The sequence below is a fragment of the Campylobacter sp. CNRCH_2014_0184h genome (assembly GCF_025772985.1).
Lineage (GTDB): Bacteria > Campylobacterota > Campylobacteria > Campylobacterales > Campylobacteraceae > Campylobacter_D.
The window spans coordinates 35,291-54,906 of the sequence record NZ_JAKMTB010000002.1 but is presented as its reverse complement, the minus strand read 5'-3'; the positions used below and the strand labels follow the sequence as shown (position 1 = coordinate 54,906).

The 19,616-nt window shown below is 30.4% G+C and carries 15 protein-coding genes, 1 tRNA gene and 2 pseudogenes; 12 read left to right on the top strand and 6 right to left on the bottom strand.

The window, feature by feature from the left end; all coding sequences use genetic code 11:
• Position 1 precedes the first annotated feature (1 nt).
• Both L8X36_RS02300 and L8X36_RS02295 read left to right on the top strand, forming a co-directional pair.
• Positions 2–904: an NAD(P)H-dependent glycerol-3-phosphate dehydrogenase gene (locus tag L8X36_RS02300; protein ID WP_263682353.1), complete on the top strand. Its 903-nt coding sequence runs from the start codon at positions 2–4 to the stop codon at positions 902–904.
• The gene (locus tag L8X36_RS02295; protein WP_263682352.1) at positions 901–2,064 is read left to right on the top strand and encodes a metal-dependent hydrolase; all 1,164 of its coding nucleotides are present in this window, start codon (positions 901–903) and stop codon (positions 2,062–2,064) included. The genes L8X36_RS02300 and L8X36_RS02295 overlap by 4 nt, the downstream gene beginning before the upstream one ends.
• A gap of 11 nt (positions 2,065–2,075) precedes the next feature.
• Here the strand turns inward: L8X36_RS02295 and L8X36_RS08110 are convergent.
• The 5 genes and pseudogenes from L8X36_RS08110 to L8X36_RS02275 all read right to left on the bottom strand — a co-directional run.
• Positions 2,076–2,501: pseudogene (locus tag L8X36_RS08110) on the bottom strand (methyl-accepting chemotaxis protein); the annotation flags it as partial.
• Between the two features lie 102 nt (positions 2,502–2,603).
• A pseudogene (locus L8X36_RS08105) lies at positions 2,604–3,269 on the bottom strand (PAS domain-containing protein); the annotation flags it as partial.
• A gap of 167 nt (positions 3,270–3,436) precedes the next feature.
• Positions 3,437–3,871: a hypothetical protein gene (locus tag L8X36_RS02285; protein WP_263663465.1), complete on the bottom strand. Its 435-nt coding sequence runs from the start codon at positions 3,869–3,871 to the stop codon at positions 3,437–3,439.
• Between the two features lie 18 nt (positions 3,872–3,889).
• Positions 3,890–3,975 (bottom strand) — tRNA-Leu (locus tag L8X36_RS02280).
• A 27-nt stretch (positions 3,976–4,002) separates the two neighbouring features.
• On the bottom strand, positions 4,003–4,326 hold the full coding sequence (locus tag L8X36_RS02275) for a F0F1 ATP synthase subunit C (RefSeq protein ID WP_012661906.1): 324 nt from the start codon (positions 4,324–4,326) through the stop codon (positions 4,003–4,005).
• 196 nt (positions 4,327–4,522) lie between these two features.
• Between L8X36_RS02275 and L8X36_RS02270 the strand changes: the two genes are divergently transcribed.
• The 5 genes from L8X36_RS02270 to pckA are packed head-to-tail and all read left to right on the top strand — an operon-like array spanning position 4,523 to position 11,994.
• A complete protein-coding gene (locus tag L8X36_RS02270) occupies positions 4,523–5,875 on the top strand; it encodes a sodium-dependent transporter (protein ID WP_263682350.1) in 1,353 nt (450 codons plus the stop codon).
• Positions 5,876–5,884: 9 nt separating this feature from the next.
• A complete protein-coding gene (locus tag L8X36_RS02265) occupies positions 5,885–7,222 on the top strand; it encodes a sodium-dependent transporter (protein WP_263682349.1) in 1,338 nt (445 codons plus the stop codon).
• A 9-nt stretch (positions 7,223–7,231) separates the two neighbouring features.
• Complete coding sequence (locus L8X36_RS02260) at positions 7,232–8,566, top strand: sodium-dependent transporter (RefSeq protein ID WP_263682348.1); 1,335 nt, start codon at positions 7,232–7,234, stop codon at positions 8,564–8,566.
• 58 nt (positions 8,567–8,624) lie between these two features.
• Positions 8,625–10,409 (top strand): biotin/lipoyl-containing protein, encoded by a 1,785-nt coding sequence (locus L8X36_RS02255; protein WP_263682347.1) that lies wholly within the window; start codon positions 8,625–8,627, stop codon positions 10,407–10,409.
• A 10-nt stretch (positions 10,410–10,419) separates the two neighbouring features.
• Positions 10,420–11,994: a phosphoenolpyruvate carboxykinase (ATP) gene (gene pckA, locus L8X36_RS02250; protein WP_263682346.1), complete on the top strand. Its 1,575-nt coding sequence runs from the start codon at positions 10,420–10,422 to the stop codon at positions 11,992–11,994.
• Positions 11,995–12,011: 17 nt separating this feature from the next.
• Here the strand turns inward: pckA and L8X36_RS02245 are convergent, their stop codons facing one another.
• On the bottom strand, positions 12,012–12,377 hold the full coding sequence (locus tag L8X36_RS02245; RefSeq protein WP_263682345.1) for a histidine triad nucleotide-binding protein: 366 nt from the start codon (positions 12,375–12,377) through the stop codon (positions 12,012–12,014).
• 84 nt (positions 12,378–12,461) lie between these two features.
• Here L8X36_RS02245 and pheS point away from each other — a divergent pair, with 84 nt between their 5' ends.
• From pheS to L8X36_RS02220, 5 genes are read left to right on the top strand one after another with little or no spacing between them, the layout of a single operon-like run.
• Positions 12,462–13,454: a phenylalanine--tRNA ligase subunit alpha gene (gene pheS, locus L8X36_RS02240; protein WP_220555325.1), complete on the top strand. Its 993-nt coding sequence runs from the start codon at positions 12,462–12,464 to the stop codon at positions 13,452–13,454.
• Positions 13,451–15,781, top strand: a complete 2,331-nt coding sequence (pheT, locus tag L8X36_RS02235) for a phenylalanine--tRNA ligase subunit beta (protein ID WP_263682344.1) — start codon at positions 13,451–13,453, stop codon at positions 15,779–15,781. Before pheS ends, pheT begins: the two co-directional genes overlap by 4 nt.
• The gene (aroA, locus tag L8X36_RS02230; RefSeq protein ID WP_263682343.1) at positions 15,778–17,064 is read left to right on the top strand and encodes a 3-phosphoshikimate 1-carboxyvinyltransferase; all 1,287 of its coding nucleotides are present in this window, start codon (positions 15,778–15,780) and stop codon (positions 17,062–17,064) included. Before pheT ends, aroA begins: the two co-directional genes overlap by 4 nt.
• The gene (locus L8X36_RS02225; RefSeq protein WP_263682342.1) at positions 17,054–17,890 is read left to right on the top strand and encodes a 4-hydroxy-3-methylbut-2-enyl diphosphate reductase; all 837 of its coding nucleotides are present in this window, start codon (positions 17,054–17,056) and stop codon (positions 17,888–17,890) included. Before aroA ends, L8X36_RS02225 begins: the two co-directional genes overlap by 11 nt.
• A gap of 55 nt (positions 17,891–17,945) precedes the next feature.
• Positions 17,946–19,613: a 30S ribosomal protein S1 gene (locus L8X36_RS02220; protein WP_263682341.1), complete on the top strand. Its 1,668-nt coding sequence runs from the start codon at positions 17,946–17,948 to the stop codon at positions 19,611–19,613.
• The last annotated feature ends 3 nt before the right edge of the window (positions 19,614–19,616 follow it).

Genomic DNA, 19,616 nt, shown 5'->3' with positions numbered 1-19,616 from the left:
TATGAAAATAGCAGTTATTGGTGCAGGAAAATGGGGAAGTGCTTTATATGATGCATTGAGTGTTAAAAATGAATGCGTGATAACTTCTTTTCACGAAAAAGATCTTTCTTATTTTGTTAGCACCAAAGAAGCTTTAGAATATGAATATTTGGTTTTTGTTTTATATGCTCAAGGAATACATGAATGGCTTGTAAATAATTTTAAAGATTTAAATCAAAAAATTCTTGTAGCTTCTAAGGGCATTGATTGCAAAAGTTTAAAATTTATGGATGAGGTTTTTGGTGAGTTCATAAGTAGTGATAGACTTTGTTTTTTAAGTGGACCTTCTTTTGCAAGCGAAGTGCTAGAGAAAAAACCTTGTGCTTTGGTTATTAGTGGTAAAAATCAAGAACTTTGTAATCAATTTGCGAGTTTTTTTCCAAACTATATTAAAACCTATACAAGTTCTGATGTTAAAGGTGCTGAAATTTGTGGTGCTTATAAGAATGTTTTAGCAATTGCAAGCGGAGTTTGTGATGGCTTAAATTTAGGCAATAATGCAAGAGCTTCTTTAGTCTCAAGAGGTTTAGTAGAAATGCACCGTTTTGGGCAGTTTTTTAGTGCTAAAGAAGAAACATTTTTAGGACTTAGTGGGGCTGGAGATTTATTTTTAACAGCTTCAAGCAATCTATCAAGAAATTATAGAGTAGGTTTGAGTTTGGCTAGTGGCAAAAATATAAAAGATATTTTAATGGAGCTTGGAGAGGTAGCCGAAGGAGTGCAAACTGCTTATGCCATACATGCCTTATCAAAGCAATTTCAAATTTATACCCCGATTGTCAATGAAGTGGTTTTAATGCTAGAGGGTAAAAATGCTTGGGAATCTTTGAAAGATTTGATGTCATCAAAGGAGGAAATATCATGATTATCAAAAATGCAAAAATTTATGGTGAACAAGTACTTGATCTTAAAATAGAAGATGGAAAAATCACTCAAATTGCCAATGATTTAAATAATGATGAGTGTATTGTTGATATAAAAGGCAAAACTTTGCTTCCTTCGTTTATTGATTTAAATGTTAGTTTACTTGATAATGAATTTAGTATAGATAAATTATATGATCTTGAAAAAGCATGCTTAAAAGGCGGGGTAGGGACTATTGTTTTAAAAGATAGTTTAGAAGCTAACACTCAAGGCTATGCACTTTATTTTGATAAATTAAAATCTTTAGATATTAATGTTTTACCTACTATTAATGTATTAGATAAAACAGAAAAATTAAAAAATATCGCCACCTTAATTGATATGGGTGTAAAAGGCTTGGAACTTTCAAGTACTTTAGGTGCAAATTATTTAAGACAATGTATGCAATATGCTAATATGAAATCAACTCCTGTGTTTTTAAAGTGTTTTGATGAGAGTTTTGATGATCATGGGGTGATGAATGATGGGCAAACAAGTTTTGAATTAGGACTTATAGGAATTAGTGATATAGCTGAGACTAGTGAAGTAGCAAAAATGAAAGAATTGGTGGAGTTTTATAAAAACAAAGCTTGTTTTAGCTCTTTAGCAATTGCAAGATCATTTGAATTATTGCATGATCAATATAGTGAAATTTCAATTCATCATTTAATCAAAGATGAAAGTATATGTGAAAATTTCAACACTCAAGCAAAAATCTTACCTCCTTTAAGAGCAAAAGATGAATTAATAAGCCTTAAAAAATTACTTCAAAATAAAAAAATTACTTTCTTAAGTTCTTTACATACTCCTAGCACTAAAAAAGATTTAGCTTTTGATGAAGCAGATTTTGGAGTTAATGCCATAGCTATGTATATGAGTTTATGTTTTACATATTTAGTAAAAGAAGGTATTTTAACTTGGAAAGAATTATGTGATTTTACAAGCTATAATCAAGCGCAATTTTTAGGATTAAACAAAGGTAAAATAGAACTTGGTTTTGATGCTGATTTAGTTGTATTTGAAGAAAATCTTTCTTTTAAAGGGGAAGGTTTATATGCAAATGATACCTTGCAAGGTAAGGTAGAAAAAAGCTTTATAGCAGGAAAAGTTTTTAGCTTTTGAGCTAAAAACTCTTATTTATTTTGCATAGCTTGTGCTACTTGAGCTGAGCTATTTCTAATTTTTTCCATACATTCTCTAGCTTCTTTGGCTAAATCCACACTTTGATTTACACCACTTAAACCATCTTTAATACTTTGTACCACTTCAGCTGTTACATTTCTAATAGAATTAATGGTAGTAGTAATTTCATTTACTGAATGTCCAGTTCTTTCAGCTAGATTTCTAACTTCATCAGCAACCACGGCAAAACCACGTCCATGTTCTCCAGCACGCGCTGCTTCTATGGCAGCATTTAGCGCTAAAAGATTGGTTTGATCTGCTATATCACTAATAGTTTGAATGATATTTTTGATTTCTTCTGATTGTTCATTTAATGATGAAACTAAATTACTACTATTATTCATCATCTCGGCAATATTTTGAATATTTTGAACCGTATTTTCTATAACACTATCGCCTTCTTGTGTTAAATTATCATTTTGTTCTGCTAGTTCGCTAATGAGCTTTAGTTTTTCCTCATCTCTTACAACTTGCTCGGTAATATCTGTTGCAAATTTAATAACTTTATAAATTTCTCCATCATCATTTTTGATAGGATTATAGCTTGCTTCTAGGTGGATTAGTTTATTGTTTTTACCAAAGCGTATAAATTTTCCTGATTGGAATTTACCACTTCTTAATTCTTCCCAAAAAATTGTATATTCTTTTGAGTTTCTAAACTTTTCTTCGCAAAACATACTATGGTGTTTTCCTTTGATTTCATTTAGTGAATAACCCATAGTTTGAGTGAAGTTTTCATTAGCATTTAAAATCTCTCCATAAGGATTAAATTCAATAATAGCCATAGAACGATTAGCTGCATCTATGGTGTTTTTTAAATCAAGCATTTCATAGTGCCTTTGAGTAATGTCATTGGCGAATTTAATAACCTTATATACTTTGTTATTTTGATCTAAAATAGGAAGATAATTAGCTTCAAGATAAATGTCTTTTCCACCTTTTGCGATGCGTCTAAAAAGACCATTTCTTGATTTGCCACCTTTTAAATCTCTCCAAAAATCAACATAGCGTTGAGACTTTACTACTTCAGGTAAGCAAAACATACTATGGTGTTTTCCTTTAATTTCATCTAGAGAGTAATTCATAGTTTTTAGAAAATTTTCATTAGCGCTAATGATGGTCCCATCTGTTTGAAATTCTATCATCGCCATGGTTTTGCTAATAGCATTAAGTATATCTTGAAAAGCTTGATTAGAGTGTTCTAATTGAATAATTTGCTCATTGATTTTTTTCTTATTGACAAACATGAATTTCCTTTATAAAAATAGCTTAAAATTATAAAGTGTTTTTTGAAATAAATAATTTGTTTGTGTTAGTTTTTTGTTAAATTAGAAAATTTTTCTTGCAAAGAAGTTCTGATTGAATCATTAATCTCATCACTATTCTTTAAGTATTGTTCATTAAGCTTTTCGAGCTCTTTTAAAAAGTCAAAAAGAGCTTCTTCCCACAAAGCATTGCTTTTTTTACTTAAATTCATAGTTTGAATATGGTTAAGCTTTCTGCTCATATCGCTTAAATTTTCCAAAAATTCATCTTTATTATTTTCATTTTGAAGTGTAAAAGTGTTTTGTAAAAGATTGTTTTTGATATTTCTTATTTCTTCGTTAATAAGATCACAAAACTCAGGATAAATATCATTTTTAATGGGTTCAAGTAAGGCTTGCTCATCTAATTTTAGTGTATATTTTTTAATAGCAAAAAAAAGAATTAAAAAAGCTATTGCACTAATTAAGAGATAAAAAACCATTTTTTAAAATTCCTTAAATGGTGCGGTTAGCGAGATTTGAACTCGCACACGCTGAGCGCACCACCCCCTCAAGATGGCGTGTCTACCAGTTTCACCATAACCGCATAAAGCCCTAAAAAGGGCTTTTATAATTAAGCTGCTACTAATGCTTGGAATGGATTAGCATAAAGAGCGATAAGAGCAATAACAAGTGCATAGATAACTTGAGCTTCAATCATCGCTAAAGCAATAAACATAGTAGTCATTAATTTACCACCAAGACCAGGGTTTCTAGCAGTACCTGCTATAGTTGCTGCCGCAGTATTACCCATACCAATAGCACCACCTAAAGCTGCAACGCCAAGTCCTAAACCTGCTGCTAAGATAGAAAAAGAAGCTAACCATTGATTCATAGAGCCTTCAGCAGCGAATGCAAAACCACTTAAAGCTAGCATTAAAAATACGATTTTTTTCATAGTATTCCCTCAATATAAAATTAAATCCTTTCGGCTTGCGTATCCCTACTCGTGATTTATAAAAGCGAAATTATATATTAATATAGCTTTAAAATTATTGAAATTTAAATTAATAAGCATATTTTAAAATAAATTAAAGTTTTTTTTAGCTACATTAAATGTTTTTTATGTGTTTATAAAATTTAAGGTTATTTTTATGAATGATAAATTTTCTAAAATAGGCTTTGTATTAGCAGTGGCAGGTTCAGCCGTTGGGCTTGGAAATGCTTGGAAATTTCCAACTTTAGTAGGGCAAAATGGAGGCTCAGCCTTTGTACTTTTGTATTTATTTTTGACTTTGGGTGTAGGTTTTGTGATATTTTTAGCAGAACTTAGCATAGGAAAACTTAGTGAAAAAGATCCTGTAAATGCTTATTATACTTTAGCACCAAAACACAAAAGAGCTTGGTCTATAGTCGGTTTTTCTTTAATAGGCGCTATTTTGATTGTTTCTTTTTATAGTGTGATTATAGGATGGATTGTGAAGTATGCTTATTTTGGATTTTTTCCTTTACCAAAAAGCATAGAAGAAAGTGGCGCTATTTTTGGAAATTTACTTTCTAATGATGTTTTATCTCAATTTATATGTTTTACTTTTGTATTTATAGTTATTTTTTATGTAGTATCAAAAGGTGTTAAAAGTGGTATAGAAAAACTCAATGTTTGGATGATGCCAAGCTTATTTATACTGCTTATTTTAATGCTTGGGTATTCTTTTAGTATGGATGGTTTTTCTAAAGCAAGTGAGTTTTTGTTTTCTCCTGATTTTTCTAAGCTTGGGGTAGGGGCGTTTTTGAGTGCTTTAGGACTTGCTTGCTTTTCTTTATCTATTGGAGTGGGTTCGATTATAACTTATTCTGCAAGTTTACCTGATAAAACAAATTTTATTACAAGTACTATTAATATTATTATTATTAATATTATCATTGGTATTATGATGGGACTTATTGTATTTACTTTTATATTTGAATTTAATGGCAATCCAGCTCAGCAAGGTCCAGGTTTGATTTTTGTATCTTTAATGAGTTTGTTTTCAAATATTGATCCAATTGGCTTTTTACCTTTGGGAAATATTTTAGCCATAGCTTTTTTTATAGCTTTGTTTTTTGCAGGGATTACTTCAGCAGTTTCCATGATAGAACCTTTAACTTTTTACTTAATTAATTCTTATAATTTTACAAGAAAAAAAGCTTTGATTTTTATAGCTTTCATTGTGTATTTTTTAGGAAGTTTATGTATTTTATCAGGAATTGAGTGGAGTAAAGATTCTTTGGAATTTTTTGGAAAAAGTTTTTTTGATATATTAGATTTTATAGCTTCAAATTTAATGATGCCTTTGGGTGGGTTATTTGGTGCAATCTTTGTAGGATTTGTACTTAAAAAAGAGGCTTTGCAAACTTTATTTTATCCTTATATGAGGGGTAAATACTTTGAGTGCTGGTATTTTTTTGTAAGATATATTTCACCTTTGGCGGTGATTTTAATCATGATAAAACAATTATTTTTTTAAGGTTAAAAGATGAATGAAAAATTTTCTAAGATAGGTTTTGTATTAGCAGTGGCAGGTTCAGCCGTTGGGCTTGGAAATGCTTGGAAATTTCCAACTTTAGTGGGTAACAATGGCGGTTCAGCTTTTGTAGTAGTGTATTTACTTTTAACCTTGGGTGTGGCTTTTGTAATATTTTTAGCAGAACTTAGCATAGGAAAACTTAGCGAAAAAGATCCTGTAAATGCTTATCATACTTTAGCACCAAAAAATAAAAAGGCATGGTCATTTGCGGGATTTTTTATGCTTGGTGCTATTATTTTAGTGTCTTTTTATAGTGTTGTGATAGGTTGGATAGCAAAATATGCTTATTTTGGGTTTTTTGAACTACCTAAAGATACAAATGAAGCAGGCGCTATTTTTGGAAATTTACTTTCTAATGATGTTTTATCTCAATTTATATGTTTTACTTTTGTATTTATAGTTATTTTTTATGTAGTATCAAAAGGTGTTAAAAGTGGTATAGAAAAACTCAATGTTTGGATGATGCCAAGCTTATTTATACTGCTTATTTTAATGCTTGGGTATTCTTTTAGTATGGATGGTTTTTCTAAAGCAAGTGAGTTTTTGTTTGTACCTGATTTTTCAAAATTAAGTGTTAATTCTATATTAGATGCACTAGGGCTTGCGTTTTTTAGTATGTCTTTGGGTGTTTGTGTGATTTTAACTTACGCAGCAAACTTGCCTGATAAAACAAATTTTATAAGTAGTGCTTTAAATATTATCATCATTAATACTATCATTGGCTTAATGATGGGGCTTATTGTATTTACTTTTATATTTGAATTCGGAGCTGATCCTACCCAACAAGGTCCAGGGCTTATATTTATATCATTAACAACACTTTTTGCAAAATTAGGATTTTTAGGAAATGTTTTAGCTATAGCCTTTTTTATAGCTTTATTTTTTGCAGGAATTACTTCAGCTATTTCCATGATAGAACCTTTTACTTTTTATCTTATAAATCGTTATCAAATTTCAAGAAAGAAAGCTTTGGTTTTTGTAGGTGTGATTGTTTATTTTCTTGGAAGTTTATCTATACTTTCTTTTTATCATGTAAGCGCACCAAGTTTAAATTTCTTTGGAAAAAGTTTTTTTGATATTTTAGACTTTTTCATACAAAATTTATTAATGCCAATTTCTGCTTTAATTACAGCGTTTTTTGTGGGTTTTGTGCTTAAAAAAGAAGCTTTGCAAATTTTATTTCATCCCTTTATGCGTGGGGTGTATTTTGAAATTTGGTATATCTTTTTAAGATATATTTCTCCATTAGCAGTGATTTTAATCATGGCCAGACAGCTTTTTTTCTAAGGCATTAAAATGAATGATAAATTTTCTAAAATAGGCTTTGTATTAGCTGTTGCAGGTGGTGCTATAGGGCTTGGAAATGCTTGGAAATTTCCAACCTTAGTAGGGCAAAATGGTGGTTTTGCTTTTGTGCTTTTGTATTTGCTTTTGACTATTAGCGTGGGATTTTGTGTATTTTTAGCTGAAATTGCTATGGGAAGATTAAGTCAAAGTGATCCTGTAAATGCTTATAAAAGTTTAGCAACCAAGTATGCTCAAAAATGGAAATTTGCGGGATTTTTTATGCTTGGTGGAATTTTTGTATTATCTTTTTATCTTGTTATTATGGGTTGGGTTTTAAAATACATGATAACTTCGATTTATTATTTGCCTAGTAATACCCAAGAGGCAGGAGCTTTGTTTGGAAATTTAATACAAAATAGTATTTTAGAAAGTAGTTTGTATTTTTTAATTGCTTTTTTTCTTACCTTGTTTGTTGTCTCAAGAGGGGTTAAAAGTGGTATAGAAAAACTGAATGTTTGGATCATGCCAAGTTTATTTATCATGCTTGTATTAATGCTAGTGTATTGCTTTTTTCAAGATGGTTTTAAAGAAGCTTTTGTTTATTTGTTTTATCCTGATTTTACTAAACTTAGTTTAAACTCAGTTTTAACAGCTTTAGGCCTTGCTTTTTTTACCTTATGTTTAGGTATAGGTTGTATTACTACTTACGCAGCTTCATTAAAAGATGATACAAATTTAATCACAAGTTCAGCCATAATTGTGCTTTTAAATATCAGCATAGGCTTAATGATGGGACTTATTGTATTTACTTTTATATTTAAATTTAATGCCAATCCCGCAGAAGGCGCTGGACTTGTATTTATATCTTTAACGACTTTATTTTCCAACTTAGGTGCTATCTTTGGGCATTTTTTAGCCTTTTATTTTTTCTTGGCCTTATTTTTTGCAGGGATTACTTCAGCAGTTTCTATGATAGAACCTTTTACTTTTTATCTTGTGAATGAATATAAAATTTCAAGAAAAAAGGCTTTGGTTTTTATAGGGTTTGTGGTTTTTCTTTTGGGGATGAGTTGTATTTTATCTTTTAGTGCTAGTTATGGGGCTAGTTTTAGTTTTTTTGGTCTAAGTTTTTTTGATATTTTGGATAAATTAACTTCTAATTTTATGCTCCCACTTGGAGCTATTGCTAGTGCTATTTTTGTAGGATTTTTTGTAGATAAAATGAAAATCTATAATTTGTTTTCTAAATTTATGAGTAAAAGTATTTTTGAAATATGGTATTTTTTACTCAGATTTGTTGCGCCTGTTGCGATTATTATCATTATGTTAAACCAAATTTTATAAATTTATTTTTTAAGAAAGTAAGGTTATAATTGCAAAGATGCAAAAATAAGGAAAAATTATGGCTAAAAAATTAATTGATGTGATGGATACCACATTTAGAGATGGTTTTCAATCTGTTTATGGTGCTAGAGTTTTGATGAATGACTTTTTTCCTGCCCTAGAAGCAGCTAAAGAAGCAGATATTAAGCATTTTGAATTTGGCGGTGGAGCTAGGTTTCAAAGCTTATTTTTTTATTTAAATGAAAATGCCTTTGAAATGATGGATAAATTTAGAGCCATCGTTGGAAAAGAAGCAAATTTACAAACCCTTGCAAGAGGGGTTAATACTGTAGCACTTGATACAGGTAGTAAAGAAATTATTGATTTACATGCAAAAATGTTTGCAAAACATGGTACAACTACCATAAGAAATTTTGATGCATTAAATGATGTAAATAATTTGAAATTTAGTGGAGAATGCATAGTTAAACATGGTTTAAAACATGAAATCACTATTACTTTAATGGATTTACCTCCAAAATGTAAAGGCGCGCATGATGTACCTTTTTATGAAAGAATTTTAAAAGAAATCCTACAAGCACAAATTCCTTTTGATAGTATTTGTTTTAAAGACGCAAGTGGAACTTCAAATCCAAATAAAATTTATGAAGTTATTAAAATGGCTAGAAAAAACTTACCTGAAAATATGCATATAAGGTTACATACGCATGAAACTGCAGGGGTAAGCATAGCATGCTATTTAGCGGCTTTAGAAGCAGGTGTTGATGGTATAGATTTGGCTGCTGCTCCTGTTAGTGGTGGTACAAGCCAACCTGATATTTTAACCATGCTTCATGCTTTAAAGGGAAGCAATTTTGATCTTGGTTTGGATGAAGAAAAAATTTTAAAATATGAAGAAGTGTTAAAAGATTGTTTAAAAGATTATTTTCTACCACCTGAAGCAACAGCGGTAAATCCTTTAATACCTTTTTCACCTATGCCAGGTGGAGCATTAACTGCTAATACACAAATGATGAGAGATAATAATATTTTAGATAAATTTCCTCAAGTTATAAAAGCCATGCAAGAAGTGGTAGAAAAAGGTGGTTATGGTACTTCGGTTACTCCTGTATCGCAATTTTATTTTCAACAAGCTTTTAATAATGTAATGTTTGGACCTTGGAAAAAAATAGCAGATGGATATGGAAAAATGGTTTTAGGATATTTTGGAAAAACTCCCGTTGCTCCAGATCCTGAAGTAATTAAGCTTGCAAGCGAGCAATTAAAATTAGAACCAACTACAAAATTAGCTACAGATATCGCTGATGCAGATGAGAGTAAAAGTATAGCTTATATTAAAAACTTATTGGAAAAAGAAAATTTAGAAACAAGTGAAGAAAATATTTTTATCGTTGCAGCTTGTAAAGAAAAAGGTATAGCTTTCTTAAAAGGTGAAGCTAAGGTTAATGTTAGAAAAAATAGCAAATTAAAACCAAGTCTTATCAATGAAAATCAATTTACCGTTTCAGTTAATGGTAATAAATATCATGTGGAAGTAAGTGCAGGTTTTGATAGAGATGTTAATGTTAAAAGTGCTGTCAAGGTAAATTCAGACAAAACAGAAGTGAAAAAGGCACAAGTAGATGATAGTGCTAATGCCATCGTTGCGAGTATGAATGCAAATGTATTTAAAATTTTAGTAAAAGAAAATGACAGTGTTAAAGCAGGTCAAGTTGTAGCTGTGCTTGAAGCTATGAAAATGGAGATTGAAGTTAGTGCAAGTAAAGATGGAGAAATTGCAGAACTTTTAATAAATGCTGGTGAGAGTGTAAGTGAAGGCCAGGTTTTAATGACTTATAAATAAGGAGGCAAAAATGATAGGTTTAGAAAATTTAGGTTTAGAAAATATCGGGCAAGTTTTTCATAATCTTAGTTATGATGAGCTTTTAAAACATGAAAAAAATAACAATGAAGGTGTATGTACTAAAAATGGTACCTTTAGTGTGGATACGGGAATTTTTACCGGAAGAAGCCCTAAGGATAAATATTTTGTAAAACAAGATCCTTCACAAAAATATATTGCTTGGGGTAAGATTAACCAACCTATTAGTGAGGAATTATTTGAAAAACTTTTAGCAAAAGCTAAAAAGCAGCTTAGTAATAGTGACATTTATATCCAAGATGCATATTGTGGTGCTTCGTTAAAAAGTCGCAAAGCTGTGCGTTTTGTAACACAAATTGCTTGGCAAGCGCATTTTGTAAAAAATATGTTTATTCGTCCAAAAGAAGAAGAGCTTGGTGAGTTTAAACCTGATTTTGTGGTGTATAATGCTTGCAAATGTGTGAATGAAGACTATGAAAAAGATGGTTTAAATTCAGAAGTTTTTGTCATTTTTAACATAGAAAAAAATATAGCAGTAATTGGTGGGACTTGGTATGGCGGAGAGATGAAAAAAGGAATTTTTTCTATGATGAATTACTGGCTTCCGCTAGAAAATAAACTTCCTATGCATTGTAGTGCTAATGTTGGAGAAAAAGGTGATGTGGCGCTTTTCTTTGGACTTAGCGGTACAGGTAAAACTACTCTTTCAACCGATCCAAAAAGAAAATTAATAGGCGATGATGAGCATGGTTGGGATGATGAGGGTGTGTTTAATTTTGAAGGAGGTTGTTATGCAAAATGTATTAACCTTGACCCTCAAAGTGAGCCAGAAATTTATGGAGCTATAAAGCAAAATGCACTTTTAGAAAATGTAGTTTTAAAAGATGATTTAAGTGTTGATTTCAATGATGGTTCTAAAACTGAAAATACTAGAGTTTCTTATCCGATAGAACATATTTTAAATCACGAGCCAAGTCTTAGCGCAGGTCATCCTAGTAATATCATTTTCCTTTCAGCGGATGCTTTTGGCGTTTTACCTCCGGTTAGTAAACTTAGTAAAGAACAAGCAATGTATTATTTTCTAAGTGGTTATACTGCTAAAGTAGCAGGAACTGAAAGAGGTATTACTGAGCCCGTTGCGACTTTTTCGGCTTGTTTTGGGGAAGTATTTTTACCATTACATCCAACTGTTTATGCAAAACTTTTGGGCGAAAAAATCAGCAAGCATAATGTGAATGTTTATTTGGTAAATACCGGTTGGAGCGGTGGAGCTTATGGTGTAGGTAAAAGAATGAGTATTAAAGCTACTAGAGCTTGCATTAATGCGATTTTAGATGGTAGCATACAAAATTGTGAGTTTGAAAACTATGATTTATTTAATCTTGCAGTTCCAAAAGAATTAGCAGGTGTAGAAAGTAAGTTATTAAACCCTGTTAATACTTGGGAAGATAAAAAAGCTTATGAAGAAACTAAATTAAAGCTTGCGAAAATGTTTATAGAAAATTTCAAACGCTATGAAGATGTAAAAGAAGGAGCAGAATTTAAATTAGCTGGTCCTGCTATCTAAAAAGAGTTAAGCCCTTTTTAGAATAGTGATTCAGGATTGATTTGGGTTTCTTTATTTTTTGGAAGCTCAAATCCACCTAACATATGAAAATGCAAATGAAAAACTTCTTGTCCGCTATTTTTTCCACAATTTGTGATTAATCTATACCCACTTTTATCAAGTCCTAAAAGAGTAGCTAATTCTTGGATAAATTGTGTCATTTCTCCCATTAATTCAGGTCTTAATTCTTGAAAGTTTTCAAAATGCTCTTTTGGAATGATTAAAATATGAATAGGTGCTTTAGGATTAATATCATGAAAAGCTAAAAATTTTTCACTTTCTAAAACTTTATTAGCAGGGATTTTTCCTTCTATGATTAGTTCAAATACGGTTTTTTCTCTCATTTAATAGTCCTTTTTTTGTTATTTTTGCTAATTTTAAATAATTTTACATTAGAATGTTTAAAAAAAATTTAGTTGGAGCTAAAATTGCAAGATATGATAGAAAAAATTGCTTCTGCAAGTACTTTAGCAGAACTTGAAAATATAAAAGTAAGTGTTTTAGGAAAAAAAGGTATTTTGACTTTGGAATTTGCAAAGTTAAAAGATTTGCAAGGTGAAGAAAAAAAAGAATTTGCTAATGGTTTAAATAAAGCAAGAGATGAATTTAATGAAGCTTATCAAGTAAAATTAAAAGAATTGGAAGAAAAAGCTTTAAATGAAAAAATGAAACAAGATGTGCAAGATTTTAGCTTTTTTGATGAAACTTCAAATGCAGGTGCTTTGCACCCAATCATGCAAACTATGGATAAAATCATAGAATATTTTACAGCTTTAAATTTCAGCATAGAAAAAGGGCCTTTGATTGAGGATGATTTTCATAATTTTGAAGCATTAAATTTACCACAAAATCATCCCGCAAGAGATATGCAAGATACTTTTTATTTTGAAGATAAAACCTTGCTTAGATCCCAAACTTCTCCAGTTCAAATTAGAACTATGCTATCTCAAAAACCACCTATTAGAATGATAGCACCAGGTGCAGTTTTTAGAAGAGACTTTGATATTACCCATACACCTATGTTTCATCAAGTGGAAGGACTTGTGGTAGAAGAGGGCGATAAGGTAAATTTTGCAAATTTAAAAGATATGCTAGAACATTTTTTAAAACATATGTTTGGTGATGTAAAAGTGCGTTTTAGACCTAGCTTTTTTCCTTTTACAGAGCCATCTGCTGAAGTAGATATTTCTTGTGTGTTTTGTAAAGGTTGTGGATGTAGGGTTTGTAAGCAAACAGGATGGCTTGAAGTTTTAGGATGCGGTGTTGTTGATCCTAATGTTTATAAATTTGTTGGTTATAAAAATGTAAGTGGCTATGCTTTTGGTTTGGGTGTGGAGCGTTTTGCTATGCTTTTACATAAAATTCCTGATTTGCGTTCTATGTTTGAAGGTGATTTAAGATTATTGGAGCAATTTAGATGATTATTAGTAGAAATTGGTTAAATGAATGGATTGATTTAAGTGAAATATCAACGCAAACTATAGTAAATACTTTAAATTCTATAGGATTAGAAGTTGATAGTTTCAAAAGTGTTAAAGCTCCCAAAAAAGTTGTAATAGGTAAGGTTTTAGAAAAAGTTAAACATGAAAATTCAGATAAATTGAATATTTGCAAAGTAGATGTTGGGAATGAAATTTTACAAATTGTTTGTGGTGCAAAAAATGTTAATAAAGATCAATTTGTAGCCGTATCTTTAGTGGGTGCAGTGCTTCCAAATGGACTTGAGATAAAACCTGCAAAACTTAGAGGGGTTGAATCTATGGGTATGATTTGCTCTTCTAGTGAGCTTGGTTTTGGAAAAAGCAATGAAGGCATTATGGTTTTAGATGAAAGCATGGGAGAATTAGTTCTAGGAAAAGCTTTAAATGATTATGAACTTTTTAATGATGAATTAATTGAAATAGAACTTACTCCAAATCGCGGAGATTGCTTGAGCTTATATGGTGTTGCTAGAGATTTAAGCGCAGCACTTGACTTAAATTTAAAAGAATTAAATCCTTTAAAAGAAAGCGAAAATAGCGTAGGTATAGGAAGAATACTAAGTGTTAAAAATCAGAGTGATGTTGAAGGCTTTTTTGCTTATAAAGCATTAGAGATTAAAGAAGAATTTAAGCTAAATATTACGATACAAATTCGCCTTGCCTTGATTGAAGCATATAAAAATAATAACATAGAAAATCTTTTAACTTATGCAACTCATGCAAGCGGGGTGATTTTTTGTGCTTATGATTTTCATAAGCTTTGCAAAGAATGTCAAATCGATGAAAAGATTGTTTTAGAAATTAAAACTCAAGAACATGGAGAATATGGAGTTTATTATAAAGATGAGTTGATTGCTTTAGCGGGTATAGAGCAAGAAGATAAATTTAAAATCAATGATGAAAGTAAAATCATCATTATAGAAGCAAGCTATACTCATCCTCAAACTATAGCAAATGCAATAGCCTTTTGTAAAAAGAAAAATGATACTATATATCGTTCTTTAAGAGGTAGTGAGCCTAAGCTTTCTTTGGGAATGGAGTATTTATTTAATGAGTGCTTAAAAATCAACGCAATGAGTGTTTTTTCAGGAAGTCAACAAGTTTTTAAAGAAAATGAAGCAAATATTATTGGTATTTTTGGTGCAGAGATTGATAAAATCATTGGTATGCCTATAGATAAAAATAATTTAGTAAAAATTCTTAAAAAACTAGGCTTTGAAATAAGTGTGGTAAATGATGAGCAATTTAATATCAAAATCCCACTTCATCGCAGTGATATAGCAAATATAGCTGATATTAGTGAAGAAATAGTAAGAATTATTGGCATTGATAATATCCCATCAAAAGCTTTAGAATTTAAAGAAAAAAATCGCCTAAATCAAGTATATTTTGATTATCAAGAGCTTAAAAATTTAAGATTAAAAGCAAGTAGTAATGGGTATTTTGAAAGTGTGCATTATGTTTTAGATAATGAAGAAGAATTAAGTCAATTAGGATTTAAATGTATTAAAAACAAACTCATTAATCCTATCACCAATGAGCTTAATACTTTAAGAAGCACTTTGATAAATCATCTTTTAAATGCAGCAAGTTTTAATCTAAGAAATTCAAAAAAGAAAATCAAACTTTTTGAATGTGGTAGTGTTTTTGATGAGTTTTCAAACGAGCATGCTAAATTTGCAATGATCTTTAGTGGCTACAAAGAAGAAGCTAAAATCACAAATAAGGCTAAGCCTGTTTTGGTAGATTTTTATACTTTTTTAGCAGAATTAAAAAGCATTATAGGTGATTTTAGTTTGCAAAAATCAGAATATGCATTTTTAAGCCCATATGAGCAAGCAAATGTATATAAAAACGGTAAACGTATAGGTTTTGTAGGTAGAGTGCATTTAAGTATAGAAAATAAAAGAGATCTGGTTAAAACTTATATTTGTGAGCTTGATTTAGAGGGCTTAAAACAAGACTTTAAAACCGCTAAAGCTTATTCTAAATTTCCATCTATGAGCAGGGATTTAAGTATAGTTATACCTAAGGGTTTTGAATATGAAAAAATCAAACACACTATTGCTAAATTAGATATTGAAAGATTAGAAAGTTTTAGAGTGGTAGATTTATATACAGATGAGAATTTAGGCGATTTTTATAGCTTGACTATTAATTTAGTATTTAGAGATTTTGAAAAAACCTTAGAAGATAATATTATCCTTGAATATATTGATAAAATCATCAAAGCTTTAGATGATGAGTATGGTTTAAAACTTCGATGAAAATCAGTCCTATTAGTTCTTTTACAGCAGAGCTTGAAGATATAGCTTCTGATAAGTCTATATCTCATCGCTTTGCTATCTTTTCTTTGCTTACCCAAGGAACTTGCAAAATTAAAAATTATTTAAAAGCCCAAGATACTTTACATACTTTAGCAATCATTCAAGCCTTGGGAGCTGAGGTTGAAGAAAATGATGAATTAATTTGCATAAAAGCTCCAAAATATATAAAATCTCCAAATTGTGTTTTAGATTGTGGCAATTCAGGTACAGCTATGAGACTTTTAATAGGTCTTTTAAGCGCTATTGAAGATGAATTTTTTGCACTCAGCGGGGATTGTTATTTAAATGCTAGGCCGATGAGACGTGTAAGTGAGCCTTTGATGAGTTTAGGAGCTAAAATTTATGGAAGAGCTAATGCAAATTTAGCGCCTATTTGTATACAAGGAGCTAAGTTGGATGGTTTTGATTTTAGTAGTAATATTGCTTCAGCTCAGGTAAAATCAGCTTTAATCTTAGCAGCTTTATTTGCCAAAAAAGAAAGTTATTTTAAAGAAATTGAGCTTTCAAGAGATCATAGTGAGATTATACTTAATAAAATGGGAGCTTGTATTGAATATTTAAATGAGGAAAAAACTTTTATCAAAATCAATCCTTTAAAAGAAAAATTAAAAGCATTTGAAGTATGTGTACCAAATGATCCATCATCGGCCTTTTACTTTGCCTTAGCTGCTTGTATTTTACCTCATTCAAAAGTAGTTTTAAAAAATGTTTTGTTAAATAAAACACGTATTGAAGCCTTTAAAATTTTAGAAAAAATGGGTGCAAAGATCACCTATAATATTACCAATGAAGATTTTGAAAGTATTGGAGAAATTTATGTTGAAAGTGCGCCTTTAAAGGCAGTAAGTGTGAGTGAAAATATCGCATGGCTGATTGATGAAATTCCAGCTTTGGCCATAGCTTTTGCTTGTGCAAAAGGAAAAAGCATTATAAAAAATGCTAAAGAATTACGCGTAAAAGAAAGTGATAGAATCAAATCAATTGTATTAAATTTGCAAAAATGTGGCATAAAAGTAAAAGAATTAGAAGATGGTTTTGAAGTAGAAGGTGGCGAAGTTAAAAGTGCTAAAATAGAAAGCTTTGGAGATCATAGAATTGCGATGAGTTTTTTAATTTTAGGTTTAAGATGTGGAATGGAAGTAGATGATAGTGAATGCATTAAAACTTCTTTTCCAAATTTTATTGAGATTTTAAAGCAAATAGGAGCTAAATTTGGAGATTGAACTAGCAAAAAGCTATGGATTTTGTTTTGGGGTAAAAAGAGCTATTAAGAAGGCTGAACAGATTAAAGATGCAGCCACCATAGGCCCTTTAATCCATAATAATGAAGAAATCACAAGACTTTGGAAAAATTATAATGTTAAAACATTAAATGATATTAATGAATTAAGCACAGAAAAAAAAGCTATCATTAGAACCCATGGTATTACAAAGCAAGATTTAGAAAAATTAAAGCAAAAAGATATAGAAATTTTTGATGCAACTTGTCCTTTTGTAACTAAACCTCAAAAAATTTGTGAGCAAATGAGCAATGAAGGTTATGAAGTTGTGATTTTTGGAGATGAAAATCATCCTGAAGTAAAAGGGGTTAGAAGTTATGTAAGCACTAAAGCTTATGTGGTTCTTGATGAAAAAGAATTATTTGATATTAAATTACCTTCTAAAATCGCAGTAGTATCACAAACTACAAAAAAGATAGAAAAATTTATGGAAATTGTGAATTTTTTAATGCTTAGGGTTAAGGAAGTGCGCGTTTTTAATACCATATGTGATGCGACTTTTAAAAATCAAGAAGCAATCAATGAACTTGCTAAAAAAAGTGATGTAATGATAATAGTTGGAGGAAAAAATTCAGCTAATACTAAGCAACTTTTTTTAATAGCAAAAAATTACTGCGAGGATAGCTATTTAATCGAAAATGAAAAGGAAATTCAAAAAGAATGGTTTAGTGGCAAAGAAAAATGCGGTATTAGCGCAGGTGCTTCTACACCGGATTGGGTAATTGACTTGGTTTTGGAAAAAATCAAAGAATACACCAAAATTAACTAAGTTTAAAGAAAACAATACTATAATCAAGAATTAAAATTTAAAACAAAGGACCACGATGAGCGAGGTGAACAAAAAAGTTCAAAACAGACTAGAGGATATTATTATAGAAGAAGATTTTGAGCAAATGCTCGAGGAATCTTTCAAGTCTGATGAGGAGGCAACTACACAGGGTATAATTGTCGCGATTAAAGGCGATGAAGTATTTGTAAATGTAGGGCAAAAATCAGAAGGTATTTTGGCAATAGAAGAAATTCAAAACGACAAAGGCGAATTTATCTTCAAAGAAGGCGATACATTAGAAGTTGCTATAGTGGGTTCTCGCGGTGGCAGATCTTTACTTTCTCATAAAAAAGCTTTAAGAAAGCAAAAAGTTAAAGAATTTATTGATAATTATAAAGATGATGAAAGTATGATTGATGTAAAAATCATTGGTAAAAATAGAGGCGGTTTTGTAGCTGTGGATGAAAATGGAGTAGAATTTTTCTTGCCAAAATCACAAAGTAGCTTTAAAGATTCAAATAACATCATCAATAAAACTTTCAAAGTTAAAATCATCAAAATTGATAAAGAAGCTCAAAGTATAGTAGTTTCTAGAAAAAAAATAGTAGATGAAGAAAGAAAAAAACGCAAAGAGATTATCTCAAATGTGTTAAATCAAGAAGAAATCATAGAAGGTATTGTTAAAAAAATCACCACCTATGGTATGTTTGTTGATGTAGGCGGTGTTGATGGTTTGGTTCACTATAGTGAAATTTCTTATAAAGGACCGGTAAATCCTAGTTCATTATATAATGAGGGTGATAAGGTTCCTGTAAAAGTGATTAAATATGATAAAGATAAAAAACATCTTTCTTTATCTATCAAACTTGCTATGCCTGATCCTTGGGATGAAATTAAAGATGGTTTAGAGGTTGGTGACACTATTAAGGTTACAGTTTCAAATATAGAGCCATATGGTGCTTTTGTTGATTTGGGAAATGATATAGAAGGATTTTTACATATAAGTGAAATTTCTTGGGATAAAAATGCTAAAAATCCAAAAGATTATATTAGTGAAGGCCAAGAGCTTGATGTGGAAGTAATTGAGATTAATGCTAAAGAAAGAAGACTTAGAGTTTCTTTAAAAAATTTATTAGCAAAACCTTTTGATGAGTTTTTAAAATCACATAAAGTAGGTGATGTGGTAAAAGGTAGTGTTACTTCTGTGACTAATTTTGGTGCCTTTGTAAAAATTGCAAACTTAGAAGGTTTATTGCATAATGAAGACGCTTCATGGAATAGAAACGATAAATGCAAAGATATGTATAAAGTTGGTGATGTTATAGAAGTTAAAATCATCAAGCTTGACAAAGAAAATCAAAAAATTTCTTTAAGCACTAAAGAATTGCAAAAAAGTCCTGTGCAGGTTTATGCACAAAAACACCAAGTAAATGATATTATCTCAGGAAAAATTAGAGATATTAAGGATTTTGGAGTTTTTGTTGAGCTTGAAGAGGGCGTTGATGCACTAATTCACAAAGAAGATTTGGGTAATATTGATTTTTCAAGTTTAAAAGTAGGCGATACAATAGAAGCTTTAATTGTTTTCATTGATGAAAAGAAAAATAGAATTCGTTTAAGCGTAAAAAGTCTTGCAAGAATGAAAGAAAGAGAAGCGTTAAATGAAATCAATGATAATGATAAAGTAACTTTAGGTGATATTATCAAAGATCAACTTTCATAATAA

What these genes read in the sequence shown, in the direction of transcription:
- L8X36_RS02300 (WP_263682353.1), top strand. Translation starts at nt 2, where the DNA reads ATGAAAATAGCAGTTATTGGTGCAGGAAAATGGGGAAGTGCTTTATAT.
- L8X36_RS02295 (WP_263682352.1), top strand. Translation starts at nt 901, where the DNA reads ATGATTATCAAAAATGCAAAAATTTATGGTGAACAAGTACTTGATCTT.
- L8X36_RS02285 (WP_263663465.1), bottom strand. Translation starts at nt 3,871, where the DNA reads ATGGTTTTTTATCTCTTAATTAGTGCAATAGCTTTTTTAATTCTTTTT.
- L8X36_RS02275 (WP_012661906.1), bottom strand. Translation starts at nt 4,326, where the DNA reads ATGAAAAAAATCGTATTTTTAATGCTAGCTTTAAGTGGTTTTGCATTC.
- L8X36_RS02270 (WP_263682350.1), top strand. Translation starts at nt 4,523, where the DNA reads ATGAATGATAAATTTTCTAAAATAGGCTTTGTATTAGCAGTGGCAGGT.
- L8X36_RS02265 (WP_263682349.1), top strand. Translation starts at nt 5,885, where the DNA reads ATGAATGAAAAATTTTCTAAGATAGGTTTTGTATTAGCAGTGGCAGGT.
- L8X36_RS02260 (WP_263682348.1), top strand. Translation starts at nt 7,232, where the DNA reads ATGAATGATAAATTTTCTAAAATAGGCTTTGTATTAGCTGTTGCAGGT.
- L8X36_RS02255 (WP_263682347.1), top strand. Translation starts at nt 8,625, where the DNA reads ATGGCTAAAAAATTAATTGATGTGATGGATACCACATTTAGAGATGGT.
- pckA (WP_263682346.1), top strand. Translation starts at nt 10,420, where the DNA reads ATGATAGGTTTAGAAAATTTAGGTTTAGAAAATATCGGGCAAGTTTTT.
- L8X36_RS02245 (WP_263682345.1), bottom strand. Translation starts at nt 12,377, where the DNA reads ATGAGAGAAAAAACCGTATTTGAACTAATCATAGAAGGAAAAATCCCT.
- pheT (WP_263682344.1), top strand. Translation starts at nt 13,451, where the DNA reads ATGATTATTAGTAGAAATTGGTTAAATGAATGGATTGATTTAAGTGAA.
- aroA (WP_263682343.1), top strand. Translation starts at nt 15,778, where the DNA reads ATGAAAATCAGTCCTATTAGTTCTTTTACAGCAGAGCTTGAAGATATA.
- L8X36_RS02220 (WP_263682341.1), top strand. Translation starts at nt 17,946, where the DNA reads ATGAGCGAGGTGAACAAAAAAGTTCAAAACAGACTAGAGGATATTATT.